This window comes from Streptomyces sp. NPDC001515 (genome assembly GCF_053597115.1).
In genome coordinates, this window is the sequence record NZ_JBSFHN010000026.1 from 100,879 (window position 1) to 122,159 (window position 21,281).

The following is a 21,281-nucleotide window of genomic DNA, read 5'->3' on the forward strand; positions in this document are numbered from 1 at the left end:
TCACATGCAGTCACGCAAGGACCAGGTGCAGGCCCACATGTTCGTCATGGGGCGGCTCACCAGCGGAATGCTCCGGGGCGACCCGGACTCCCCGGAGTCCCCCGTCGGCCGCACCAACCGGGGCATGGCCTGGGGCATCGGCCTCGGTGCCGTACTGGCGGTGGGCTTCCTCCTCTTCGGCCTGATCTCCCCGGCGGGCTCCCGGGCATGGCGGCAGGAGTCGGCGCTCATCGTCCAGAAGGAGACCGGCACCCGCTACCTCTACCTCGGAGGCAAGCTGCGGCCGGTGCGCAACTACGCCTCGGCGAAGCTGATCGCGGCCGACCGGCTCAAGGCGGTCCAGGTGTCCGGCGCCTCACTGCGCGGGGAACCGCACGGCACCCCTGTCGGCATACCCGGCGCCCCGGACTCCCTGCCCGCCGCCGGAGACCTGGAGACGGGCGCCTGGCAGGTCTGCGCGGACGAGCCGGAGCACACCGGGCCCGACGGCACCGGCCGCGCCGCCGTCACCACGCTGCGGGTCGGCTTCCCCGTCGCCGGGACGTCCCCCGGGGCGGGCCGCGCGCTTCTCGTCGAAGGCCCGGACGGGCGCCGGTACGCGCTGTGGGGCAACCACCGGCTGCGGATCGGCGGACACGGCGCCGCCGAGTCCCTCGGCTACGCGGGGGCGACTCCGACGCGGGTGTCGGCGGCGTTCCTGGACAGCGTGCCCGCGGGCCCGGACCTGGAGGCTCCCGACGTGGAAGGGCGGGGTACGGCGGGCCCGCGCATCGGCGGCGCCGCCGGACGCATCGGCCAGGTGTACGTGCTCGACTCGCCCGGCGCGGCATCGCAGCACTACCTGCTGGAGAAGGCCGGTCTGCGGGCGCTGAGCGCCCCGGGGGCGGCCCTCGTCCTGGGGGACGACCGGACGGCGAAGCTCGCGTACGGAGGCGCGGCCCCGGCCGCGATCCGGCTGACGGCCGATCAACTGGCGCGGCACCGGGCTCCGGCGACGGCCGTCCGGGACCCCGCGCAGTGGCCCACGCGTACGCCGTCGGTCCAGGAGCCGGGCCCCGGCACCGCGGTGTGCGCGCAGATCACGCCGGACGGGGCGTCGCCCAGGGTCCGGCTCGCACTGCTGCCGGGGGCGGCTGCCGCGGACGCGCCGGCGGCGGGCCCCGAGATCGCGCGCGCGTGCCTGCCGGTGGACGGGGTGGGGATACGGCCGGGCGGCGGTGCGCTCGTGCAGGCGCTGGGCGCGGGCGGTTCCGTGATCGGGACGACGACGTACCTGGTCACGGACGTCGGGGTGAAGTACCGGCTCCCGGACGCGACATCGGTCGAGCGGCTGGGCCTCAAGGGCGGCCACGCGCAGGCGGTTCCGTCGCGGCTGCTGGACATGCTGCCGACGGGACCGGTGCTGGACGCCGCCGTCGCGACCGGGTACGCGCCCGCCGCGCGGACGGCCGGCGCGGGCCCGGGGGCCTGCGCGTGAATCGCCCGTGTCCGGCTGATCCGCCGTCAACCGGACACGGGCGCGTGCCCCGAGCGGCGCCCGCACGGGAGCCGAAGATCAAATAGGGCTCAGATTTAACTCCGGATCATTGTTTGCCCCACACCCGCATCTCTAGCATCGGATGACCACGCGCGTAGCAGTGGCCACTCCTCGCTCTCCAGGAAGGCACTCCCTGTCATGACGACTCCACCGCCCGCCGGAAGCATCCAGACATCCGCCCAGTCCGAGAACGAGAAGGGCTACACCGCCCTCAGCATGGTCAAGTCGGGCATCCAGCAGTCCCAGCAGGAGGTGCGCACCACCATGGGCACGCTCATGGCGGCCTATGGCGGCCAGGACGGCGGCGCCTTCCAGCGGCTGCTCGCCGACTGGAACGGACAGGTGGACCTCATCGTCAAGAACATCGGCGAGATGATGCAGAAGCTCCAGGAGACGGGCGTCCAGCAGCGGATCGTGCAGCAGCAGACCACGGACACGATCCTCGGCAGCGGCAGGTCCAACGATGTCTTCGAACAGCTGACCTGATCCGCCGTCGGCCGGACCGATCCGGCCGGACCGACCCCGTCAGCCCCCCCGCCCGCCTTCCCCGCCCGCCCCGCAAGGAGTCCGCCATGACCATCCCCGCCGGCTACGACCACTCCAACAAGACCGACGGCATCATCCACGTCGAGTACAAGAGCGTGGACCAGGCCGCCGAGGACATGCGCCTGCAGACGCAGCGCATCAAGGCCCTCGTCACCGCCCTCAACGAGGAGCTCCAGGGCCTGCACGGCGCCTGGCAGGGGGCGGACGCGGCCACGTACGCGGGGCTCCAGACCAGCTGGAACACCGCGGCCGATCAGCTCGGCCAGGTTCTGACGCGGCACAGCTCGACCCTGAACGAGATCGCGGACCTGTACCGCAGGCACGAGAACCGCAGCGCCTCGGAGTGGGGCGGCATCCGCATCGGCGGCTGATCCGCCCCCGCTACCGGCCCCTGTACGCCCCCCCCGACCTGCCGATGGAGAGAAGTGATGGCGCCCGCACCGACCGATCTGTCGCATCTGGACACCGAGACCCTGCGCACGTTCCTCGACACCGATGTGGAAGGGTTCGTGAAGCTGCTGACGGACCTGATCGGCGACACCGCGCAGCACGACGTGGCCGGTATGGGGGCCCTCGCGGCGCAGTTCGAGTCGATGAAGATCGGCTACGTGAAGACGGCGCTGAAGGTGGGCAGGCTGGCCGCGGCCGACGACAAGGCCGAAGGCCCCCTGTCGATCGCCCCGTTCATCTCCTACCTGGCCTCGTCCAGCACCTCGCTCGCCGCTGTCGAGAAGGACCAGCTCAAGCTGTTCAAGGACATCAGGCGCGAGCTGGGCACGGTGATCACCGACATGGAGAAGACGCAGAAGGACAGTCTTGAGGACATCGAGAGCCAGACGTTCCTCAACGACCTGCGCACCGTGAACACCGACCTGGCGCCCACCCGGCAGAGCTGAAGCACCGCCCGCCCGTCCGCCACGTCCCGCACCGCCATTTCGTCACAGGGAGAAACGAACCGCCCATGGCCGTCGACTCAAGCTGGGAATCCGTCGTCAAGCAGCTCACCGGCTTCGACGGCGGGACCCGGGTCAACGTGGCGGCCGTGGGCGGTGCGGACGCCGAGGCGGGCGACGGCAGCGAGTGGATGATCATCACCATCGACCTGGGCGACGGAGCCCGCGAGACGACCCCCGATCTGGACTCGCCCGGAGGCACGCTCGGACGGACCATGAGGTTCTACGGCGTTCCGGACACCGATTCGCAGAACGTCTCGGTCTGCACGGTGGAGCTGCGGCTGCCCTGGTCCTCGTCGAACGGGGCCGACTGGAGCGACACGGGTAACGCGGGGGCCTTCGACTGGGGTTACGGCGAGGCGCTGACGAAGCTGCGGACCGAATTCCGCACGGCGGGGTTCGGCGGGCAGTACCCGCACGCCAAGGCCGTGGCGGACGAGGACTCGGTGGACCTGCGGACGTTTCCCGCCACCGCCAGGGCGTTCGACCGGGTCACGGCGTACTTCCGCGAGCGGACCCCGGTGCTGGAGGGGTGGGTCAAGGACCTCGACGGGGAGTACTCGGCGTACCAAGGCAGCGGAGCCGATGTCTTCCGGGACCTGATCGACGCCCTGAGCGTCGGATACAAGGACTTCCTGGAGGAACTGTCCTCGACCGGGTCCGCCGGTACCGTGTCCGTCAGCGAGCCCTCGTACACCTCGGACTCCGTCGTGAGCGACCGCATCCTGCGGGCGGAGCAGACGATCTTCAACGCCGCCACCACACTCGGGCGGGCCTGGGACGCGTGGGTCTCCGGAAACCTGTGGCTGGGGACCGCCCATCTCGACAGGCTCCTCGACGACGTGGCCGTCTGGCTCAACGAGAACAACATCCGGCGGATGCAGCAGAACGGCGCCGGCGCGTCCCGGGCGGGGACGGGCTTCCTGGTCGTGCACCCGGTCTACGGCGACCTGACGAAGGAAGCGAGCTGGAAGGCGCTCTCCCGGGCGGCCTGCACGGCGTGGACGGCCAACCTCGCCTCGCTGGACGCGGCGGCCCAGCAGGCGATGCTGGACCTCAACCAGGCCATGATCGACCCGGGCGCCACCTCGGACTTCACCTTCAGGCCGGGCGCCGGTTCCCTCTCCGAGGCCAACGCCGCCGACGAGGCGGCCAAGGCCAAGGCGGACGCCGAGAAGGAGAAGGCGGACGCCGAGAAGAAGATGGAGGACCTCAAGAACGGCGGCGCCGGCGACGACGGCGGCACCGGTCTCCCGGACCTGGACCCCAACGCGACCGACGGCGACCCTCTCAGTGGCGACGGCCTCAGTGGCGACGGCCTCGGTGCCGACGGCCTCGGTGCCGACGGCCAGAAGCTCCCCACCGCAGGGCAGATACCCCCGCTCGGTCTCAACGGCACCGACGGCGGACTCGGTTCGGGGCTCGACGGCAGTGTCACCAACCCCGACGGCTCCGTCACCTCCACCAACCCCGACGGCTCCACGACCACCACCTACCCGGACGGCCACAAGGAGACCACCCCTCCGGGCGTCCTGCCGCCCGCCCTCGCCCCGAACGGTACGGGCGCCGGCTGGGGTACGGGGGCCGCGGGCAGGACCGTCAAGGGCCCGGACGGCTCGACGACCGCGTACAACTCCGACGGCTCGCGCACCACGACGCACAAGGACGGCACGAAGACCACGGTCTATCCGGACGGTTCCTCGGTCACGGACAATCCGGACGGTTCGAGGACCGTGCTGAACAAGGACGGCAGCGAGACCGTCTCCTATCAGGACGGCACGAAGACCACCATCGCGCCGGACGGCACCACGACCACCCGCTTCCCGGACGGCACGTCGACGAAGCTGTCCGCCGACGGCACCCTCACCACCACCGACGCGCAGGGTCACAGCACCGTCAGCCACCCCGGACCGGGTTCGACGACGCGGAACCCGGACGGCTCCACCACGGTCTACGGCGAGGACGGTGCGACGACGACCACGCACGCCGACGGAGCGAAGACCACCGTCGCGGCGAACGGCACCGTCACCACCGTCGATCCGGACGGCACGAAGACCGTCTCGCACCTCGGCAGGGCCACGTCGACCATTCACTACGCGGACGGCTCGGTGGCCCAGGTGGGCGCGGACGGCACCGTCTCCACGACGTACAAGGACGGCAGCACCACCAGGATCGGCCCGGACGGCACGTACACCACGACCGACGCCGACGGCCACCGGACGACGGAGCACCTCGGCGCGACGGGCACCACGAGCCCCCGGACCACGCACCACGCGGACGGGACGAGCACCACGACGTACACCGACGGAACCGTCGACAGGACGCTCAAGAACGGCGGCCACCAGATCACCTATCCGGACGGGCGCACCGTCACCACCGACGCGTACGGCCGGACCACGGGGTCGGCAGGCACCGGCCTCGGCCAGGCGGGTTCCGGCGGCTGGGGGGACGACGACTTCTACGACTACCCGGATGCCGGGAGCGGCGGCTCCCCCCTGAGCGGAGGCTACTCGGGCGGTACAAACCCGGGCGGGACCGACGGCGGCCGGGTCCCACCGCTGGGCCTCAACCCGCTGGGCGGCCAGGGGCTCACCCCGGGGGGCGCCTCCGCGGCGGGTGCCGGCCTCGCCGCCCAGGGCACCCGGTCGACGGCGGTGGGCGAGGCGGCCGGCGCCCGCTCCGCCCGGGCGGCCCAGCTCGCGGCCGAGGAGGCGGCGGCACTGCGGCGCCCCGCCACCACCAGTTCGTCCGGGGGCTCGCCGATGATGCCCCCGATGGGCGGCATGGGCGGCATGGGCGGCGGTACCCAGAGCGACGAGCGGGAGCGGTCGACTTGGGTGAGCGAGGACGAGGACACCTGGGGGACGGACGAGGGCGGGGTGTCGGCCGTGATCGGACGATGACCACGACCGCGACAGTCCCCCACCCGACGAGAACGGCGGAACAGCGATGAGCAACCCGATGGAAGAACGGCTGGCGGAGGCGCTGGCGGAGTTCGAGGAGACCCGCGCCAGGCTGGCCGAGGCGGGCGCGGCGGCCTCCCGGATCTCGGCCACCGTGATGTCCAAGGACCGCACGGTGGAAGCCACCGTAGGCGCCCAGGGCCAGCTCACGCATCTGCGCTTCCCCAGCACCAGGTACCGGACGATGCCCCCGGCCCAGCTGGCGAGCGTCCTGATGTCCACCATCGCCACCGCCCGGACCCGGGCCGCCGAGCAACTGGCCGATGTGTACCGGCCCTTCGGTCCCATACCGGGGATGTCCCCGACCGCCGAGGGCGGCTTCCAGGAGCTGGACTGGGACGAGCTGTTCGCGCCGATGCGCGAGGCCGGGCTGCCGACACCGCCGATGAAGGCGCCGCGGACCCCCTCCTCGGGGGCCCTGCTGGACGAGCTGGTGGAGGACGAGGACGCCGCGGGCGATCTCCGGGACGGGACGGCCGGCCGATGACCTCCCTGGACGTCGATACGGACAAGCTCGGCAAGAGCGGCGAGGACATGGACAAGGTCGCCGAGAAGATCAAGCTGATCCGCGACGACTATCTCGACAAGATCACCAGCTACCACGGCTGCTGGGGCGACGGGGAGTTCGGCGAGACGTTCGCCGAGAAGTACCTGGAGGGGGTCGACGCCGCGCGGAAGGGCATCCGGGAACTCAGCGAGGCGCTCTCCGGCAGCTCGCAGAGCCTGAAGGACGCCGCCGACGACTTCGGCAGGCAGCAGCAGCAGATCACGGACTCCCTGAGCCACCACGGTGGAAGGCGCTGAACCGTGTCCCTGGAGTTCCCGCCCGAATGTGCGTGGCTGTTCGCCGCGCTCACCGGCGAGCTGCCGCCGAACGGCGACGAGGACAAGATGTTCGAGCTGGCCGAGGTCCACAAGGACCTGCACGGCAAGCTGTCGAACGACCTCAAGCAGCAGATCGCCGAAGCCCTCGGCTTCACCAGGCAGAGTTTCGACGGGGACGCCGCCGACATGTACCAGGCGGCCATGAAGAGCTTTGTCGGCGAGGAAGGGCTCAACTACTTCGACGCGGTGGCCGACCAGGCCAAACTTCTCGGCGAGTTCACCCGCGAGGGTGCGACCCAGCTCCAGTACACCAAGTACATGATCATCGCCCAGCTCGTGGAGCTGCTCTTCGAGGCGGTGGTGGCGGCGGCGCTGGCGTTCTTCTTCGGCGCGTCGATCCAGGCGTACCTGGCGAAGGTGGCGATCGTCCGGTTCCTGATCCGCTCGTGGCTCGGGCGGCTGGTCATGACGCTGCTCATGCATCAGGTGATCAACGTGGGCATGGGTGTGGCCATGGACCTCCTCGTCCAGTGGTCGCAACTGAACCAGGGCTCCAGGGACTCGTACGACGGATCGCTCACCAAGGGCGCGGCCCTCTCGGGGATGATCCAGGGGCTCATGGCCGGCCCGTTCCAGTTCCTGGGCAACAAGTTCGGCAAGGGGCTCGCGCAGCTCTTCGGCAAGGACGGGGGCAAGAACCTCGGCAAGCAGATCGACAACGCCTTCCCGCCGCCTCCGGTGCACGGACCGAAGGGGCCGAACGGGGTGGGGCCCAAGGCGCCGAAGACCTTCGGTGACGACATCGCCAAGAACTTCGCCGACCATCTGCCGAACACCGCGGGGCCCGGCGGCAAGGCGGCCGGCGACCGGTTCGTGCACTCCGTGGGCGAGACCTTCAAGAAGCACATGGGCGGCGACGAGGCCCGTGACGTCGGCCGCGACTGGGCGCGGTCGCTGCTGGAGAACACGGGGAAGAAGGATCTCGCCGCATCGCTGGGCAAGACCCTCGGGCCGCTGGGCGACGTGGCGGACGGCCCGCTGGGCACGGTGCTGAGCCGGGGAGCGGCCGACGCCCTCGGCAGGAACATCCTGCAGTCGATGGCCGGCGCGGGCGCCCACGGCCTGGGCAAGGGCGTGTTCGAGGGCGGGCACGCCGCGGTGTCCGAAGGCACGTACAACCTGATCTTCAGCGATGAGCACACCTTCAAGACCTCCGGCCTGACCTTCGGATCAGGCATGGTCGAGGGCCGGATCGGCCATCTGCTGGAGACCGGCGGCGAGCATCTCGGCGACGCCGCCCGCAACAAGCTCTTGGAGGCCGGGCTGAAGCTGCCGGGGCCCGGCCCGGCGTCCCCCGGGGGCGGGACGGGCTCGGGCGCCGGGCTTGCCACGACCGGCGGGGGCGGAGCCGGCGCCAACGGCGTCCCGGACTCCACGACACCACTCACTCCCGCCGGGGGACCCGACAACTCCTCGATCCTGTCGAACGGATCGAACGACTCCGACCGGCCGGGCCAGCCGAACGCCTCGGAGCAGGTCAGCCCCCTCGCCACAGCGGAGGTCCTGCGCGAGGAGGACGGCCACGAATCCCTCGATGTGCCCGGCTCCACCCCCGACGACGACGGCCTCCCCGGCTCCGAGGACCCTCCGCACGCGGTCCCGTCCCCGGTCGGCGTGGTCTCACCCCAGCCCCAGCAAGCGCCCGGACCGCCGACGGCGTCGTCCAGCACCCCCACCGCGACGACCGCCACGAACACCGGCGCGCCACCCCTCACCACCCCCCAGAAGGACCGGGGCCCGGCCACCACCAGCACGTCGTCGAGCACCACGTCCTCGTCCACCGAAACGAGCAGTCCGGTATCGGGCCCGCTCACCACGTCGACCGCGCCTCTCACCGAGCAGGTGCAGGAACAGCCGACCCAGGACCAGGAGCGGCAGAACCAGGACCAGGACCAGGAGCAGAACCAGGAACAGGAACAGGAGGAGCAGAACCAGGAACAGCCCCTGGCCCAGGACCAGAACCGGCAGCAGAGCCAGGAGTCCGCCCCCCAGACCCTCTCGCAGGAGGAGAGCCGGCTCTCCCCCGCCGAGTCCCGCCTCGCCCCGTCGGAGGAGGACGACGAACCGGAACGGGCCGCCCAGCAGTCCGTGCCCGCGTGGACGATCAGTCAGGCACCCCCGGTCAACCCTCCGGACACGGTCGTCACCTTCGACGACGAGACCCCGCACCACATCACCCTGGACATCGAAGCGGAGGGGAACGCCGAGGACGACGGGAACGTCGCCCCGAGCGCTTCCGGCGTCCCGGTGCCCGTTCCTCCACCGCCTCCGCAGTCCACCCCGTCGGTGTCGTCCTCCTCGGGCCCGAATCGCTCGACGCTCTCCGACGAGGTGCGGAACTTCGGCACCTCGGCCGGCGAGGGCGTCAGCGGCGTGCACCTCGCCCCCCTCGCGGACGAGGTGGCCGCCGGTCTCCAGGAGCAGACGCTGGCCCGGCTGGAGGAGATCGCCGGCCCGCTCACCGCGGGGCAACGGGCGGACGCCGTCACCCGGCTCGCCGCACTGCTCTCCCCGCAGGCTCTCCAGGACAACCGTCTGATGCTGCTCAGCAGGGACGGGTACCGGATCACCTTGGACGTCGGTGGCGTACCGCGTTCGCTGGACGTACAACTCCAGTTGGAGCGGCCGCGTCCCTCCACCGTGTTCGGCGCGGGCAACCGGATGCCACCGCACAACAACGAGCAACGGCACGCCGCCGCCTTCGACAGCACGTCGACGTCCTCCACCACCGCCGTACGCACGGTGTCCCTGAATCCGTTCTCCCACACCTTCAACGCCATCAAGAGCTTCCTCGGCATCACCGGGGCGCCCGCCTCGTTGACCTTCAACGTCACCCATCAGCAGCAGAGCCTGTCCACGACGGTGAGCGGTGCCGTCAACACCACGAGTCTGCTCCGGAGTTCGGAACCGGCGAGCCCCTTCGAGTACGCCGCGCTGGGCCGGGTCCGGGAGGCGGCCACCACCCCGTTCCCCGAGATCCCGCAGGACCGGGCGGGCGTACGGGAACTCGGCACGGTGACCGCGTGGTTCCCCGAGCACCTCGCCACGCCCGCCTACGGAACGGCGGACGGCAACGTCCTCGACGCCGGGGACCCCGCCGCTCTCGGAAAACATCTGGACGAATCGCCGCTGTGGGTGCTGGATTCGATGTCCGACCCCGGCGTCCTGCTGCGCGAGGTGCGGTCCCTGTTCGGCGACCGCCTCTCCGCGCTCGACGCCGGTTCGCTGACCGCCCTGGAGAAGTTCCTCGGCCCCGAACACCTTCTCGGGGCCCTCCCCCTGCAGCGCACGACCGAGGACCCCGGCGGGAAAACGGGTACCTGGTCACCGGTCCTGCTGGACAGGAAGGGCAACGCGCTCGGCGTGTTCAAGGTCACCGCGGAGGTGACGGGCCGGGCGGGCCAGGACATCCGGGTCGGCCCCAAGTACAGCCTGGAGCGCTTCCTGGAGCGCCAGTTGAAGGCCGACTCGCTGGCCAAGGTGTCGTACGCGTACGGCGTTGACGGCGGGTTGGGCCCCGTCTTCAACGCCAAGCCGGCCGAGGCGGACAAGGCGTTCCGGGACTTCCACCTGGGGGGCTCCGTGGTGCCCAAGGGCGGCTTCAGCAAGCTGGGGGACCGCGCGCTGGGCGCCGGTGCCACGCACAGCCTGACACGCAATATCCGCACCAACGGCGGCCATGTGCTGAGCCCGGCGAACGTCGTCTACCACGTGGAGTTCATCCCGGCGGACGGAACGCGCAGCACGCCGCGGCCCGTGCCCGCCACCCCGGTACGGATCAGGATGCTCACCCCGGAGACCGCGCGGGGCACCGAGCCCGCGGAGGGCGGGGGCAAGAAGGCACCCACCGAGGTGGCGCGGCTGGACGCCCTCGGACTGACCACCACCCCGCTGAGGGTGCACGGCGGCGGGGTCGCACCGGTGCTGGAACAGGCGCGCCAGTGGCTCCACGACAACGGCTATCTGCCGAAGCCGGGCGAACAGGACAGCCCCCTCATGGACGAACGGCTGGTCAAGGCGCGGCTGGAGAACCTGCGGAAGCTCTCGCTGCTGGGCTCGCAGCACGGCCTCCTGGGCATCGTGGACGAGCTCGTCGACGGCGGCGCCACGCTGCACTTCACCAAGCCCGGGGCCGGCGGCGGCGTGGACCGTGTACAGCTCCGCCTCACCCTGGACAAGCTCCCCGGTCCCGACGGGAACCCCACTCACCTCACCACGCTGAGCGACGTCCATCTGCCCAACATCACCAGTCTCACCGTGCCCGGCACCAGCCAGAAGTCGTCGGGGAGCACGGGCACGTTCCAGCTCGGCGGCCAGCTGACCGGTCTGGCGCCCGGCCACTTCAGGGGCGGCCTCACGGCGGACTACAAAGGCACCTGGCAGTCGACGGAGACCTCGACGGCCGGCTCGTCGCTCTCGCACGCCCAGATGATCATCACGACCGGTCAGACGACGGAGGTCTTCCGGGTCCCGGCCGTCTTCACGGCGGAGTTCACCGGCGGGTCCCAGGAGCTGCCCACCGCCCCGTTCACCTCGGGCACCCGGCCGGTGTACGTCGATCTCGCGGTGCCGGAGAAGCGCACCGGGAACGCGTCGACGGCCTACGGGGAAGCGGTGCTCCTGCCGTCGGGCACCCCGCTGCCCCCGGCCGAGGAGACGTTCCTGCTGCCCGACAGCTCCCTCGTCGACGTCGTACGCGGCAGGGCGCAGCTGTACCAGGCGGTCGAGGCGATCCTGGCGGAGCTCTCGGAGCCCCCGGCGGAGCCGGAGTCCGGGCCGGGCCCCGACTACGCCGCCCAGCAGGCCGCGGGGCCCCTCGGCGCGACGGGGTCGAACCTGCCCGGGGCGTACCCGGGCGACATTCCACTGAACGACCTGAACGAGGCCGACGGTCCCGACGGCCTGCCCCTGCCGGCCACCGCCCCTCGCCGGGTCACCTCCTCCGCCCCGTCGTCGTGGTGGGCGGCCGCCACGGGGGCCGCGAGGTCCGCCGTCGGCACGCTGCTGCACCTGGGCACGGTGGTCCAGCAGACCGTGACCGGCGGGGACCGGTCCGACCAGGGGATGCTGCTGCACGAGGCCCTCCACGCGCAGCTGACCCCCGCCGCCCTGATGTCGCGCGCGCACCAGATGGTGAAGGGCGTCTTCGTCATCGACGACCTGTTCGTGCCGGGGGTGACGGCGGGCACCGACCTGGTGGTCGAGGTGCGTGCCGTCCTGACCCGTCCGCAGGACCTCGGCACCGTCACGCAGTACGGCGAGACGGACCTCGGGGCCACCGACAGCGCCTCTCACCAGGTCACGAAGGCGTCCTCCCACGAGGGCGGCCCGGGAATCTCCATGAAGTCCGGGCGAAGCCGCCAGGAGACGGAGCAGGCCGCCGCCCCGCCACCGGACTCCGCGCCGCCCGTGACCGGCGCTCCGAAGCCGACCACGGGCGGCGCGAACCTCAAGTTCGCCTTCGGACGGGGACACAGCAACTCGGTGACGACGTCGGCGTCCACCAACGTCACCCGGGTGCCCTCGGAGAGCGGCGTCCAGCATCGGATCAGCGCGGACATCACCTACGAGATCACGGTCCGCCGGGGGCACCGGCGCCTCTCACCGCTGAACCAGCGCGCCGCGGCGGTGACCCGGACGGTGAGCGTTCCGGGCGGGATCACCTTCCTCGCCACCGACGACCAGCTGCGGCGCGGTGGGACGATGCTGGAGTCGTTCGCGGCCGAGGAGACCGGCACACCCGTCCCGGCCACCGCCGAGCTGCCGTACCGGTTCGTCGAGCACGGCGTGCTCGGGCTGGCGGCCGTGCTGGAGGCGACGCCCCTCGCCGCGCCGCTGCCGGCCCCGGTCCCGGGTGCCGTCCCGGCCGCGCACCGGGGACAGAGCCCTCAGGGCTCCGGGAGCACGGCGCCCACCCGTCCCGACACCAACGAGGACCCCCGCCGACCGCACCTCCTGCGCGAACGGCTCACCGAGCTGGTGAGGGCCCACGCGCCGGGCAGCCTCACGCCCGGCCACCGCAACTACGTGCCCGGGCTGGCCCAGCGCATCGCCGACTACACCTCGCCCGCGGGTCTCGGCGCGCTGCCGGGCCGGGGCGGGGACGGGCATCTGGCGTTCACCTTCCCGTACACCGGCGGTGGGGTCACCCGCACCGTCACCGTGCGGGTGCACGGCAGACCGGCCTGGACGAAGGAGCAGCTCCGGCGAGTCCGCGGCCGCAGGGCGAACAGCGGTGCGGGGGTGGAGAACTACTCCGCGCACGCCCCCGCGAACGTCACGGAGAGCCGGAGCCGCACCACCCGCTGGGCACTGTCGGTGCCGGCCGCCATCGTGCGGCCGTTCTCCGGCGAGAGCTCCCGGAAGACGACCCTCAGCCCCACGGCCGGCGGCTCGACGAACCGCACCGACACCGTGACCACGACCGTCACGGGCGAGGACCGTGTGTGGCAGCGGGTGGAGAGCGGCAACGAGTTCACCCTCGGATACGTCTTCACCGCCGACCTGCACATCGAGGGTTCCGATCTGACGAGCCGTCCGTCGACGGAGGACGTCCCCGGGCGGGTCACGCTGCGCTTCGCCGGGGATCACGACCAGCAGCGGAGTCTGACGCCCCGGCCGGAGAACGAGCAGCTGGTCTACGAAGTCGGCACCACGGACCCCAGGCTCACCGGTCCGCTCGCCACGGCCACACCGCTCCGTCCCACCGGCAACGAGGTCGCGTACGCGCTCAGCAACCAGCAGGAGCTGCTGCTCGCGGTGCAGGAACTGGCGCCCGAACTGACCGGGGGCGACCTCGGCAGCGGGCACACCGCCGACGGTGCCGCGGCGCGACTCACCGAACTGCTGCACGGTGGGGAGATCACCGTCGACCCGGTGCGTGGCGCGGCCGGCGCGGGCGGCGCCGTCACCGGGACGGCGAAGCACCCCAAGGTCACCCTGCGCACCGAGGTGTTCCGCCCCCGGCTGATCGACACCACGAAGGGCGTGACGGTCGACCGGCTGAGGGTGGCCGGATTCAGCACCACCTCCGGATCCTCGACCGCCCGCAACGGCACTTTCGGCCTCGGTGTCTCGGTGACACTGGACGAGAAGGGTGCCTTCGACTTCGGCGGTTCGGTCCCCCTGCTGTCGCACCAGTCCACCCCGGGCGGACAGGGCGGCGGGGTGTCCGCGCTCACCCGGCACTGGGAGAAGACCGGGGCCGCCGGGCAGCCGGACGCGTCACAGGGCCTGCGCACGTACGAGGTCGAGGTGGACACCGTCACCACCCTGACCGGTCCGGACGGATCGGTCAGGTACGCGACGGGCACCGCCGTGCTGCGGGTGTCCGAACGGGACCTGCTGGGCCTCGGCGTGCTCCCCCAGGCGCACCGGGGCGACGGGGTCTTCGATCTGTCCGCCCCCGATGCCAGGGATCTCACCCCCGCCCAGGTCGCCCGGCTGATCTCCGCCCCGGAGGCCGCGCCGCCGCCCGGGGCCGTACCGCAGCTCTGGCTCGACCTGGGGACGAACCCCACCCCCGCCGCCCGCGTCGAGGCGCTCTACCGCGCGCAGTCCGTCGCCGAGGAGAGCGGAAGGACGCTGGAGCTCGCGCTGCGCGACCAGGACGGAACACGCCTGTGGACCCTGCGTCCGGGGAGCACCGTCTTCCCCGGCCTGAACGGCGCGAAGGCCGCACTCGACCGCGCCCGGGCGGAGCTGGACCGGCTCAAGGACGAACACGGCACGATCACCCCCGGCCCCGACCCCAGCGGGGCGCTCCGGCGTGCCACCCGGCGCGTCGCCGACGGCGAGGCCGATCTGGCGCGCACCCGGGCGGAGCACGACCGGCTCGTCGCCCTCACCTCGGGCTTCGAACGGTCCGCGACCCAGGCGCGCGAGGCACTCGGCCAGGCGAACCGCATGCTGGAGACCACCCGTGAACGGCTCGCCACGTCCACGCCCGACCGGGCCGCGGTGCTGGCCCGGCGCGAGGCCATGCTGCTCGACGCGCTGGCACCGCTGGAGCGCGAGGTGAAGGCGTACCGCGATCTGGACGCGGCGCGGCAGTCGCTGAGGGACAAGGAGAGCCTGCAGGAGCACGCACGGCGGGACGAGGAGGCCGCCGAGCTGGAGCTGCGGTGGCACGAAGCGGTCCGGGAGGTCGAGGCCGCGGAGGCGGAGCACATCGCGGCCGGGGTGCGGATGCTCCTGCTCGGCGACGAGATCGCGCAGGCGCAGCGCGACGGCGACGTGGAGGTGTCCGGTCTCCCGGTGCCGCCCCCCACCGACCCGACCACGCAGTCTCTTGCCTCACTCACCCCCCGGTGGCCCGCGCCGAAATCACCGGGCGACGGCACCCAGCCGCTCCCGACCGGGGGCACGGGCGCCCGCGAGACCGGCCGGCGGACGGCGAACCCGGTGCGGCCGGAGGAGGTGGCGGCGTGGGACGAGACGACGACGGCCGCGGTGCACACCGAGCGCTTCGACCCGAAGCTGGTGCAGTCCCGGCGTGAGCGGGGGCGTCTCGACGGCTCGATGACGCTGATCCGCCATCATGTGCGCCGGATGGTGATGCCCGACGGGCGGACGGTCCGGCAGTTCTTCGTGACCCTGCCGGTGCGGCTCGTCGACGGTCTGGACGCCCAGCACCTGGCGGCCTTCCGGGCCCGGGTCCAGTCGGCGCTGGACGCCCATGTCAACACCGGCTACCTGCTGCCGGATTCGGGGGACCAGCTGCACGTCACGGCGGAGTTCGTGGCATCGTCCGGGCACAGCGAGGCGGTGACGCTGTCGCAGGCGACCGGCGCTCCGGACCGCGCCGACCAGCGCCACTGGGACCTCGGCCACAGCGACGCCGTGCTCATGCACGAGATCCTGCACTACCTCGGCCTGGCGGACGAGTACTCCGATGCCCACGAGCAGACCGAGAACCGTCATCTGTTCCGCCGGGACGACCGAGCGAGCGGGGTGCGCCGCGAGGGCCTCATGGTGAACACCGGCCCGCAGAGCCTGGAGAACCTGCCGAAGGACTACCTCGCCACCATCGAACGGGTCAGCGAGAACGCGGTGATACCGCTGCACACCGTCCCGGAGGACACGACAACGGCGGCGGAGCACTCCCCGCACAGCACGCGGCAGGTCACCGACGAGAGTCCCGAGCAGGAGGCCGAACGCCGGCTGCGGCTGGCCGAGCACGCCGCCCTCGCCGCACGCCAGGAGCTGGATCTGCGCCGGTCCGAGGAGGCCGAGGCGCTGCGGATGTCCGCCGCCGCGCGGGAACGGGCCCGCGCGGCCCGCGCCCTGATCACCGGCGACACCACGGGCGCCGAGGCCGACGCGCGTCTGGGCGCCTGGACCGAGCACCAGCGGGCGCTCCACGCGTACGAGACCGCTTCCCAGGAGGAGGCGAGACTGCGGCCGCCGGAGGGCCAGGGTTCGTCTCGCGGCCCCTCCCCCGCCCTCACCGCCGCCCGGCAGCGGCTGGCGCTCGCGGAGGCGGAACTGGAGCGCACCACCGAGGCGCTCGCCGCCCTCGGTGTCGACGCGGCGGCACTGGCCACGCGCATCGGCGACTCCGACGCCCGCATCACCGCCGCGCACGGCGGCGGGCTCCTCGGTGGCACGCCGCACATCCCGGACCATCTCTCCGACCTGATGGCGATGGAGGTCGACGAGCCGGAGGAGGCGGCCTCCCCGACCGAGCCGGAGGCGATGGACCTTGACGAGCCGGAGCCCGACGAATCCGTTCCCAGCAGACCCGACCAGGAGTGGTCCTCGCCCGCCGCGGGCCCCGGGACGCCTCCCTCGATCGCCTTCGTCAACCGGGCGTTCACCGATCTCGCCGCGCCGGACAGCCTGCGTGACCTCACCGAGGACGACTACCTCGCCTGGGTGGGACAGAGCCTTCCCGACGAGTCGACGACCGACGCCGCCCCCTACCGGGTGTCCTACGTGGTGAACGCGATCGTCTCCGAGAGCGAACTGCGCGAGCATCCCGAACGCCTCCAGGAGTTCCTGAACGCGGTCACCGAGGGGCTGGACGGATTCGGCGGGCGGGTGGCGGTCGTCGTCGGCGTCAACGCACGCGTGGTGGGTGACACCTCCACGACGGGCCGCCGGAGCGCACCGAGCCCGTCCCAGCGGCGGGCCACGTACGACAGCATCGGCGCGACCATCCGCCGGGTCGCGGAGCGGACGGCGTTCGCCCGCCCGCTGGCCCTGGTCCCGATGGTCATGAACTGGTCCAAGGACAAGTCGTTCCCGTACGGCACGGCACGCAACAACGTCCTGGACAGCGACGCCAACCGGCACCTGATCCGGTCCATGATGGGCCGCCGGATGCACCCGTACATCGCCTTCATGGACTTCGACACCTATCCGCACGTGGTGTCGACGCGCGACGGGTCGACACCACGGGACGAGCACGTCTTCACCTGGTTCGAGAGCCGTCTGGAGACCGGCGAGGACTCGCAGCCGCTGCGTCCGCTGATGATGTCGGGCGGCTACCGCCTGCCCCGTGCGGACGAGGTGGAGGCGACCGCGCGCCTGAAGGCGCTGACCGAGACCCGGTACGCCGCTCTGATGGAGGAGAAGAAGGACAAGGGCAAGAGGGCCGCCCCGTCGTTCGAGCAGATACTGGCGAGCGTGCGGCGCGAGATCGCCCACGACATGCGCGTACGCACCCGGCTGCGCGGGCTGCACCCGCTGCTCCCGTACTCGCCGGAGCCCAACCTCTTCGTCGATGCGGCGGCGACCCTGCTCACGGGCACGGACGACCGGCATCAGCTGCGTTTCGGGCCGGGCGGGGCGGAGTTCCACGCCCTGAGCCAGACCCTGAACCGGATCAACGCGTGGGAGCTGAAGCAGGATCTGCCCCTGCCCGAGCCGCCCGCCCCGCTGTCGGACCCCGTCCTCGCGCTCCGGCGGCGATGGGCGCACCGGCAGCAGCTCGAAGCGCAGCACACCCGGCGGAGGATCGCCGCCGAGAACCAGGTGCTGCCCCGCCGGGGCACCGCCTTCGTCGTGGAGTTCGAGCGGGCGGCGGTCCTCACCGACCTGTCCCGGCTGGTGGCGGGGCGGTGGGCGACCGGAGCGCTGCCGCAGGATCATGTGGGGCTGACCAATCCGTACCAGCGGATGTTCAACCAGAGCGCATACGGGCAGGCGAACGTCCAGGCAGGCCGCAACGGGCTGCAGTTGTCGCCGTTTCGCGACATCTGGGGTCAGCCGGAGTATCAGGACGACGAGGTCCTGGACCATACAAGCCAGGTCACGGCCCTGCGGGGCCGGCCCCTGCGCGGCCACGCCACGCAGTCCGTGAACACCGGAAACCCGCTCTGGCCCCTGCGCCACCCGGCGCCGCTCCCGCACGGGGCACCGGCCGTCAACCGTGCCCCGGCCCTGGCGGCCGGTCTGGACCCGCGGCTCGGCACGCCCGGGACGCATCCGGTCAGCATGGCCATCGCCAGCAGGGTGTCGCAGACCCAGGACATCTGGGCGGGCCTGGACCCGAACGACATCAGGCTGTTCGCCCGCGCGCTCGCGGTCAGTGCCGACAATCCGTTCTTCCTCGACCATCTGCGGTACTTCGCCCACGAGTACCTGCCGTCCTTCCGCACGGGCCATGTGCCGGCCGGACCGATCGTGCAGCCGCTCGGCTCCGAGGGAACGCTCTTCCGGGCGCTCGACGAGGTGCTTCACGTGGGGCCTGGCCCGGGCGGCGAATCGGTGCTCCAGGCACTCTGGAGGGGGCTCTACGCGAACACCAACTCCCTCCAGCGGGTCGGTATCCTGGTGGCCGGGGCCGAGAGGCACGGCATCGGTGTGGAGGAGCTCTTCACCCGTCTGGCCACGGGCGCCCTGCACCCACCCCACGAGCGCTTCGCGGAACTGCGTCGGGGGCGGTCTTTCGCCCTGGGCCCGGAAGCGGGGTTCCTGCTCGACCAGTACGCGGCCGCCCTCGGCATGGACATCCGGGTGACGGGGCCGGATCACCGCCCGTACGCCACCGACCGGCCCGGCAGCAGCACCACCCACAGGCTGGTGATCGACTGGGCGCGCCTGGGCGACCACGGCGGCATGGGCTGGACCGCACGCGTCGAGACGCTGCCCGGCGCCGGTCGGAAGCGCTCCCGGTCCACCACCCCCGCCGCCCCCTTCGCACCTCCGCCCAAGCGCGGTGCGACCGACACCGCATGACGGCGGACAGCGGGCCGGGCGAAGACCCGGGGAGTTCCCTGTGACAGACCCCCACGACGAGGAGACCATGATGGCGGAAGGGGCGGCGCGGGCCGCCGGAAGCGCGGTTGGGGAGGCGGCGGCACGCGTCGCGGCGGCCTCGCACGAGTGGGCGCTGCGCCGGGCGGAACTGAGGTGCGCCCAGGCGCGGTTGGCGTCCCTGCGCCGGAGCGGGGCGGGCCGCGCACCGGCGGCCGGGCCCGAGGCCCCGGTACGGATCGAAGCGGAATCCCGACCGGCGACGGTGGCGCGGGCCCGGACCGAGCCGGACCGGGCGGCGGAGGACCAGGGGGCCGTCGCGGCGTCCGCGGCCGGGGAGCCGGCCGGGCCCGGCCCGGGGCCCGAAGCCGCCAGGTCCGCGCTGTCCGACCTCGCCCTGGACATCCTCACCGGTGGCTCGGCGCCCCCTCCCGCCCGCACCGGCCGCCCTGAGGATCCGGCGTGAACCGTCGAGGACTAGGATCCGCCGGGCAGACCCCGGGGACGGCGTCGCCCGGAAACGGAATCCTTGATGGAGGGTCAGTGCAGCGCAGCGGCTTCACCCGTCGGGAGGGGTCCCGATGAGCGGACTGACCTCGCGGCTGCCACGGTGGCGCGGACGGCGGACGGCGGCGCGGCCGGCTGCCGTCCCCCCCGCGCCCGCCCCCGACGGCGCCCACACGGTGGTCGAGGAGTTCGGTACGCCCCACGGCACCGGCGGCCCCGCCGTGTTCCTGCTGCGTTCCTCCGCCGACCGCCGTACGGGCGTCCGCGAGCTGGCCCCTCTCCTGCGCGTGGAGCGGGATCGCCCGGTGGTCGTCGTCGACGTCGCGGCCGAAGCGGCCGGCAACCTCGGCGAGGTGCTGGGCGGACTGCTCGCCCGGCTGCGCGACGAGCGGAGGACCGCCGCCCGGCTCGTGATGTCCGCAGCGGCGGCGCGCAGACCGGACGGGCGGCTCCCTCTCGCCCAACGATTGGCCGACGCGTGGGAATTGGACATCGAAGCACCCGACTCCGCGGCGGTCCTGGTGCCGGGAGGCGGCCTGTACGTCTGCGAGCCGGGCACGCCGACGGGCGGCTGGTGGCGGTTCGCGCCGGGTGCGGAACCCGTGGCCCTGGGCGCGCGCATCCCGGCGCCGCGCTGGCAGCGTGCCCTGGCCCGTGTGCCGCTCGGCGAGCTGGGCGACTGCACGGTCCACCAGATACCGGCGGGTCTTCTGCTGCGGCACGGACGTCCGGCCGCTCCCGGTCCCGGCGACCCGGCCTTCGCCCTGGCCGTGCACCCGGACCGCCCGACCGTGCTGGTGGGCGCGGCCGGCCCCGGGCACGACCTCGCCGAGGATGTGGCGACGCTGCTCGCCCGGCTGCCGGCGGACCTGCGCGACCGGGTGCGGCTGGCACCGGGCGGCGCGGAGGACCTGCTGCCGGTCGCGCAGCGTGCGGCGGACCTGCTCGGCACCGAGGTGGAGGTCTGCACGGGCGTGCCGCTGCCCGTGCCCGGCCCCTCGGGCGACGGGCACGACGAGTCGGTCTGGCTGACCTCCGCCGACGGTGCGTGCGCCTGGCCCGCCGTGCTGGCCTCCGTGAGCTGTCTGCCCGCCGAGCCGGACGCCCCCGGCCCCGCTCCGCGCCCGGTGCGCTGGCTGCTGCCCGACACCCTCGGTGCCCCGGGCCCGGAACCCGCCGTACGGCGCCTGCCCGAGGACCGTTACGTGATCGCGGTACGGGCCGGGCTGTGGGTGGGGAGCTCTCCCACGCCCCCGCCCGGGGTACGGGAGAGAGCGGCCGAGGCGCGGGCGATGCGGATCGAGATCGAGGACCCGGGCGGGGACGTCCGGGCCCGGTCCGGGGTCCTGCGGGCCCTCGCGGCGCTGGTGGCGGAGCTGGACGAACGGGTGCGCGAGCACGCGGAGATCGCGGCCCCCACGGGTGCGGACTCGGAGACGTCGAACCAGCTGCGGCGCTTCGCCGTACGCAGCGGCCTGACCTTCGCCGCGGCTCCGACGCGTTCCGGGGCCGCCGCGCCGGTATCCGTCTCCGGCGCCCCCCTGCGATCCGCCGCCGGACCGTCCGTCGCGTCCGCCGCCCGGGAGGTTCCCCCGGAAGGCCCCGCACACCCGGGGGTCGTCGCTCGAAGAAGCGGTCGGGATCATCAAGTCGCTCCTCGCGGGCGGATACGTCTCGCACCGCGGTACC

The 21,281-nt window shown here is 72.7% G+C and carries 9 protein-coding genes and 1 pseudogene; all 10 read left to right on the forward strand.

Annotation, left to right across the window (positions count from 1 at the left end; all coding sequences use genetic code 11):
• Positions 1-4 precede the first annotated feature (4 nt).
• Positions 5-1,477, forward strand: a complete 1,473-nt coding sequence (eccB, locus tag ACWCXC_RS25950) for a type VII secretion protein EccB (RefSeq protein WP_450890688.1) — start codon at positions 5-7, stop codon at positions 1,475-1,477.
• A 198-nt stretch (positions 1,478-1,675) separates the two neighbouring features.
• Complete coding sequence (locus ACWCXC_RS25955) at positions 1,676-2,023, forward strand: hypothetical protein (protein WP_450682026.1); 348 nt, start codon at positions 1,676-1,678, stop codon at positions 2,021-2,023.
• An 86-nt stretch (positions 2,024-2,109) separates the two neighbouring features.
• Positions 2,110-2,454: a WXG100 family type VII secretion target gene (locus ACWCXC_RS25960; RefSeq protein ID WP_450682025.1), complete on the forward strand. Its 345-nt coding sequence runs from the start codon at positions 2,110-2,112 to the stop codon at positions 2,452-2,454.
• A 57-nt stretch (positions 2,455-2,511) separates the two neighbouring features.
• Positions 2,512-2,979 carry a type VII secretion system-associated protein gene (locus ACWCXC_RS25965; RefSeq protein WP_450682024.1) on the forward strand — a complete coding sequence of 156 codons (468 nt, stop codon included), beginning with the start codon at positions 2,512-2,514 and terminating at the stop codon, positions 2,977-2,979.
• Positions 2,980-3,044: 65 nt separating this feature from the next.
• Positions 3,045-5,939: an AAWKG family protein gene (locus ACWCXC_RS25970; protein WP_450890689.1), complete on the forward strand. Its 2,895-nt coding sequence runs from the start codon at positions 3,045-3,047 to the stop codon at positions 5,937-5,939.
• A gap of 46 nt (positions 5,940-5,985) precedes the next feature.
• Positions 5,986-6,486 (forward strand): YbaB/EbfC family nucleoid-associated protein, encoded by a 501-nt coding sequence (locus ACWCXC_RS25975; RefSeq protein WP_450682022.1) that lies wholly within the window; start codon positions 5,986-5,988, stop codon positions 6,484-6,486.
• Positions 6,483-6,803 (forward strand): WXG100 family type VII secretion target, encoded by a 321-nt coding sequence (locus ACWCXC_RS25980; RefSeq protein ID WP_450682021.1) that lies wholly within the window; start codon positions 6,483-6,485, stop codon positions 6,801-6,803. Before ACWCXC_RS25975 ends, ACWCXC_RS25980 begins: the two co-directional genes overlap by 4 nt.
• 3 nt (positions 6,804-6,806) lie before the next feature.
• Positions 6,807-19,067, forward strand: a complete 12,261-nt coding sequence (locus ACWCXC_RS25985; RefSeq protein ID WP_450890690.1) for a WXG100-like domain-containing protein — start codon at positions 6,807-6,809, stop codon at positions 19,065-19,067.
• 40 nt (positions 19,068-19,107) lie between these two features.
• Positions 19,108-19,551, forward strand: coding sequence for a hypothetical protein (locus tag ACWCXC_RS25990; protein ID WP_450682019.1), 444 nt, complete (start codon positions 19,108-19,110; stop codon positions 19,549-19,551).
• 115 nt (positions 19,552-19,666) lie between these two features.
• A pseudogene (locus ACWCXC_RS25995) lies at positions 19,667-21,281 on the forward strand (hypothetical protein); the annotation flags it as partial.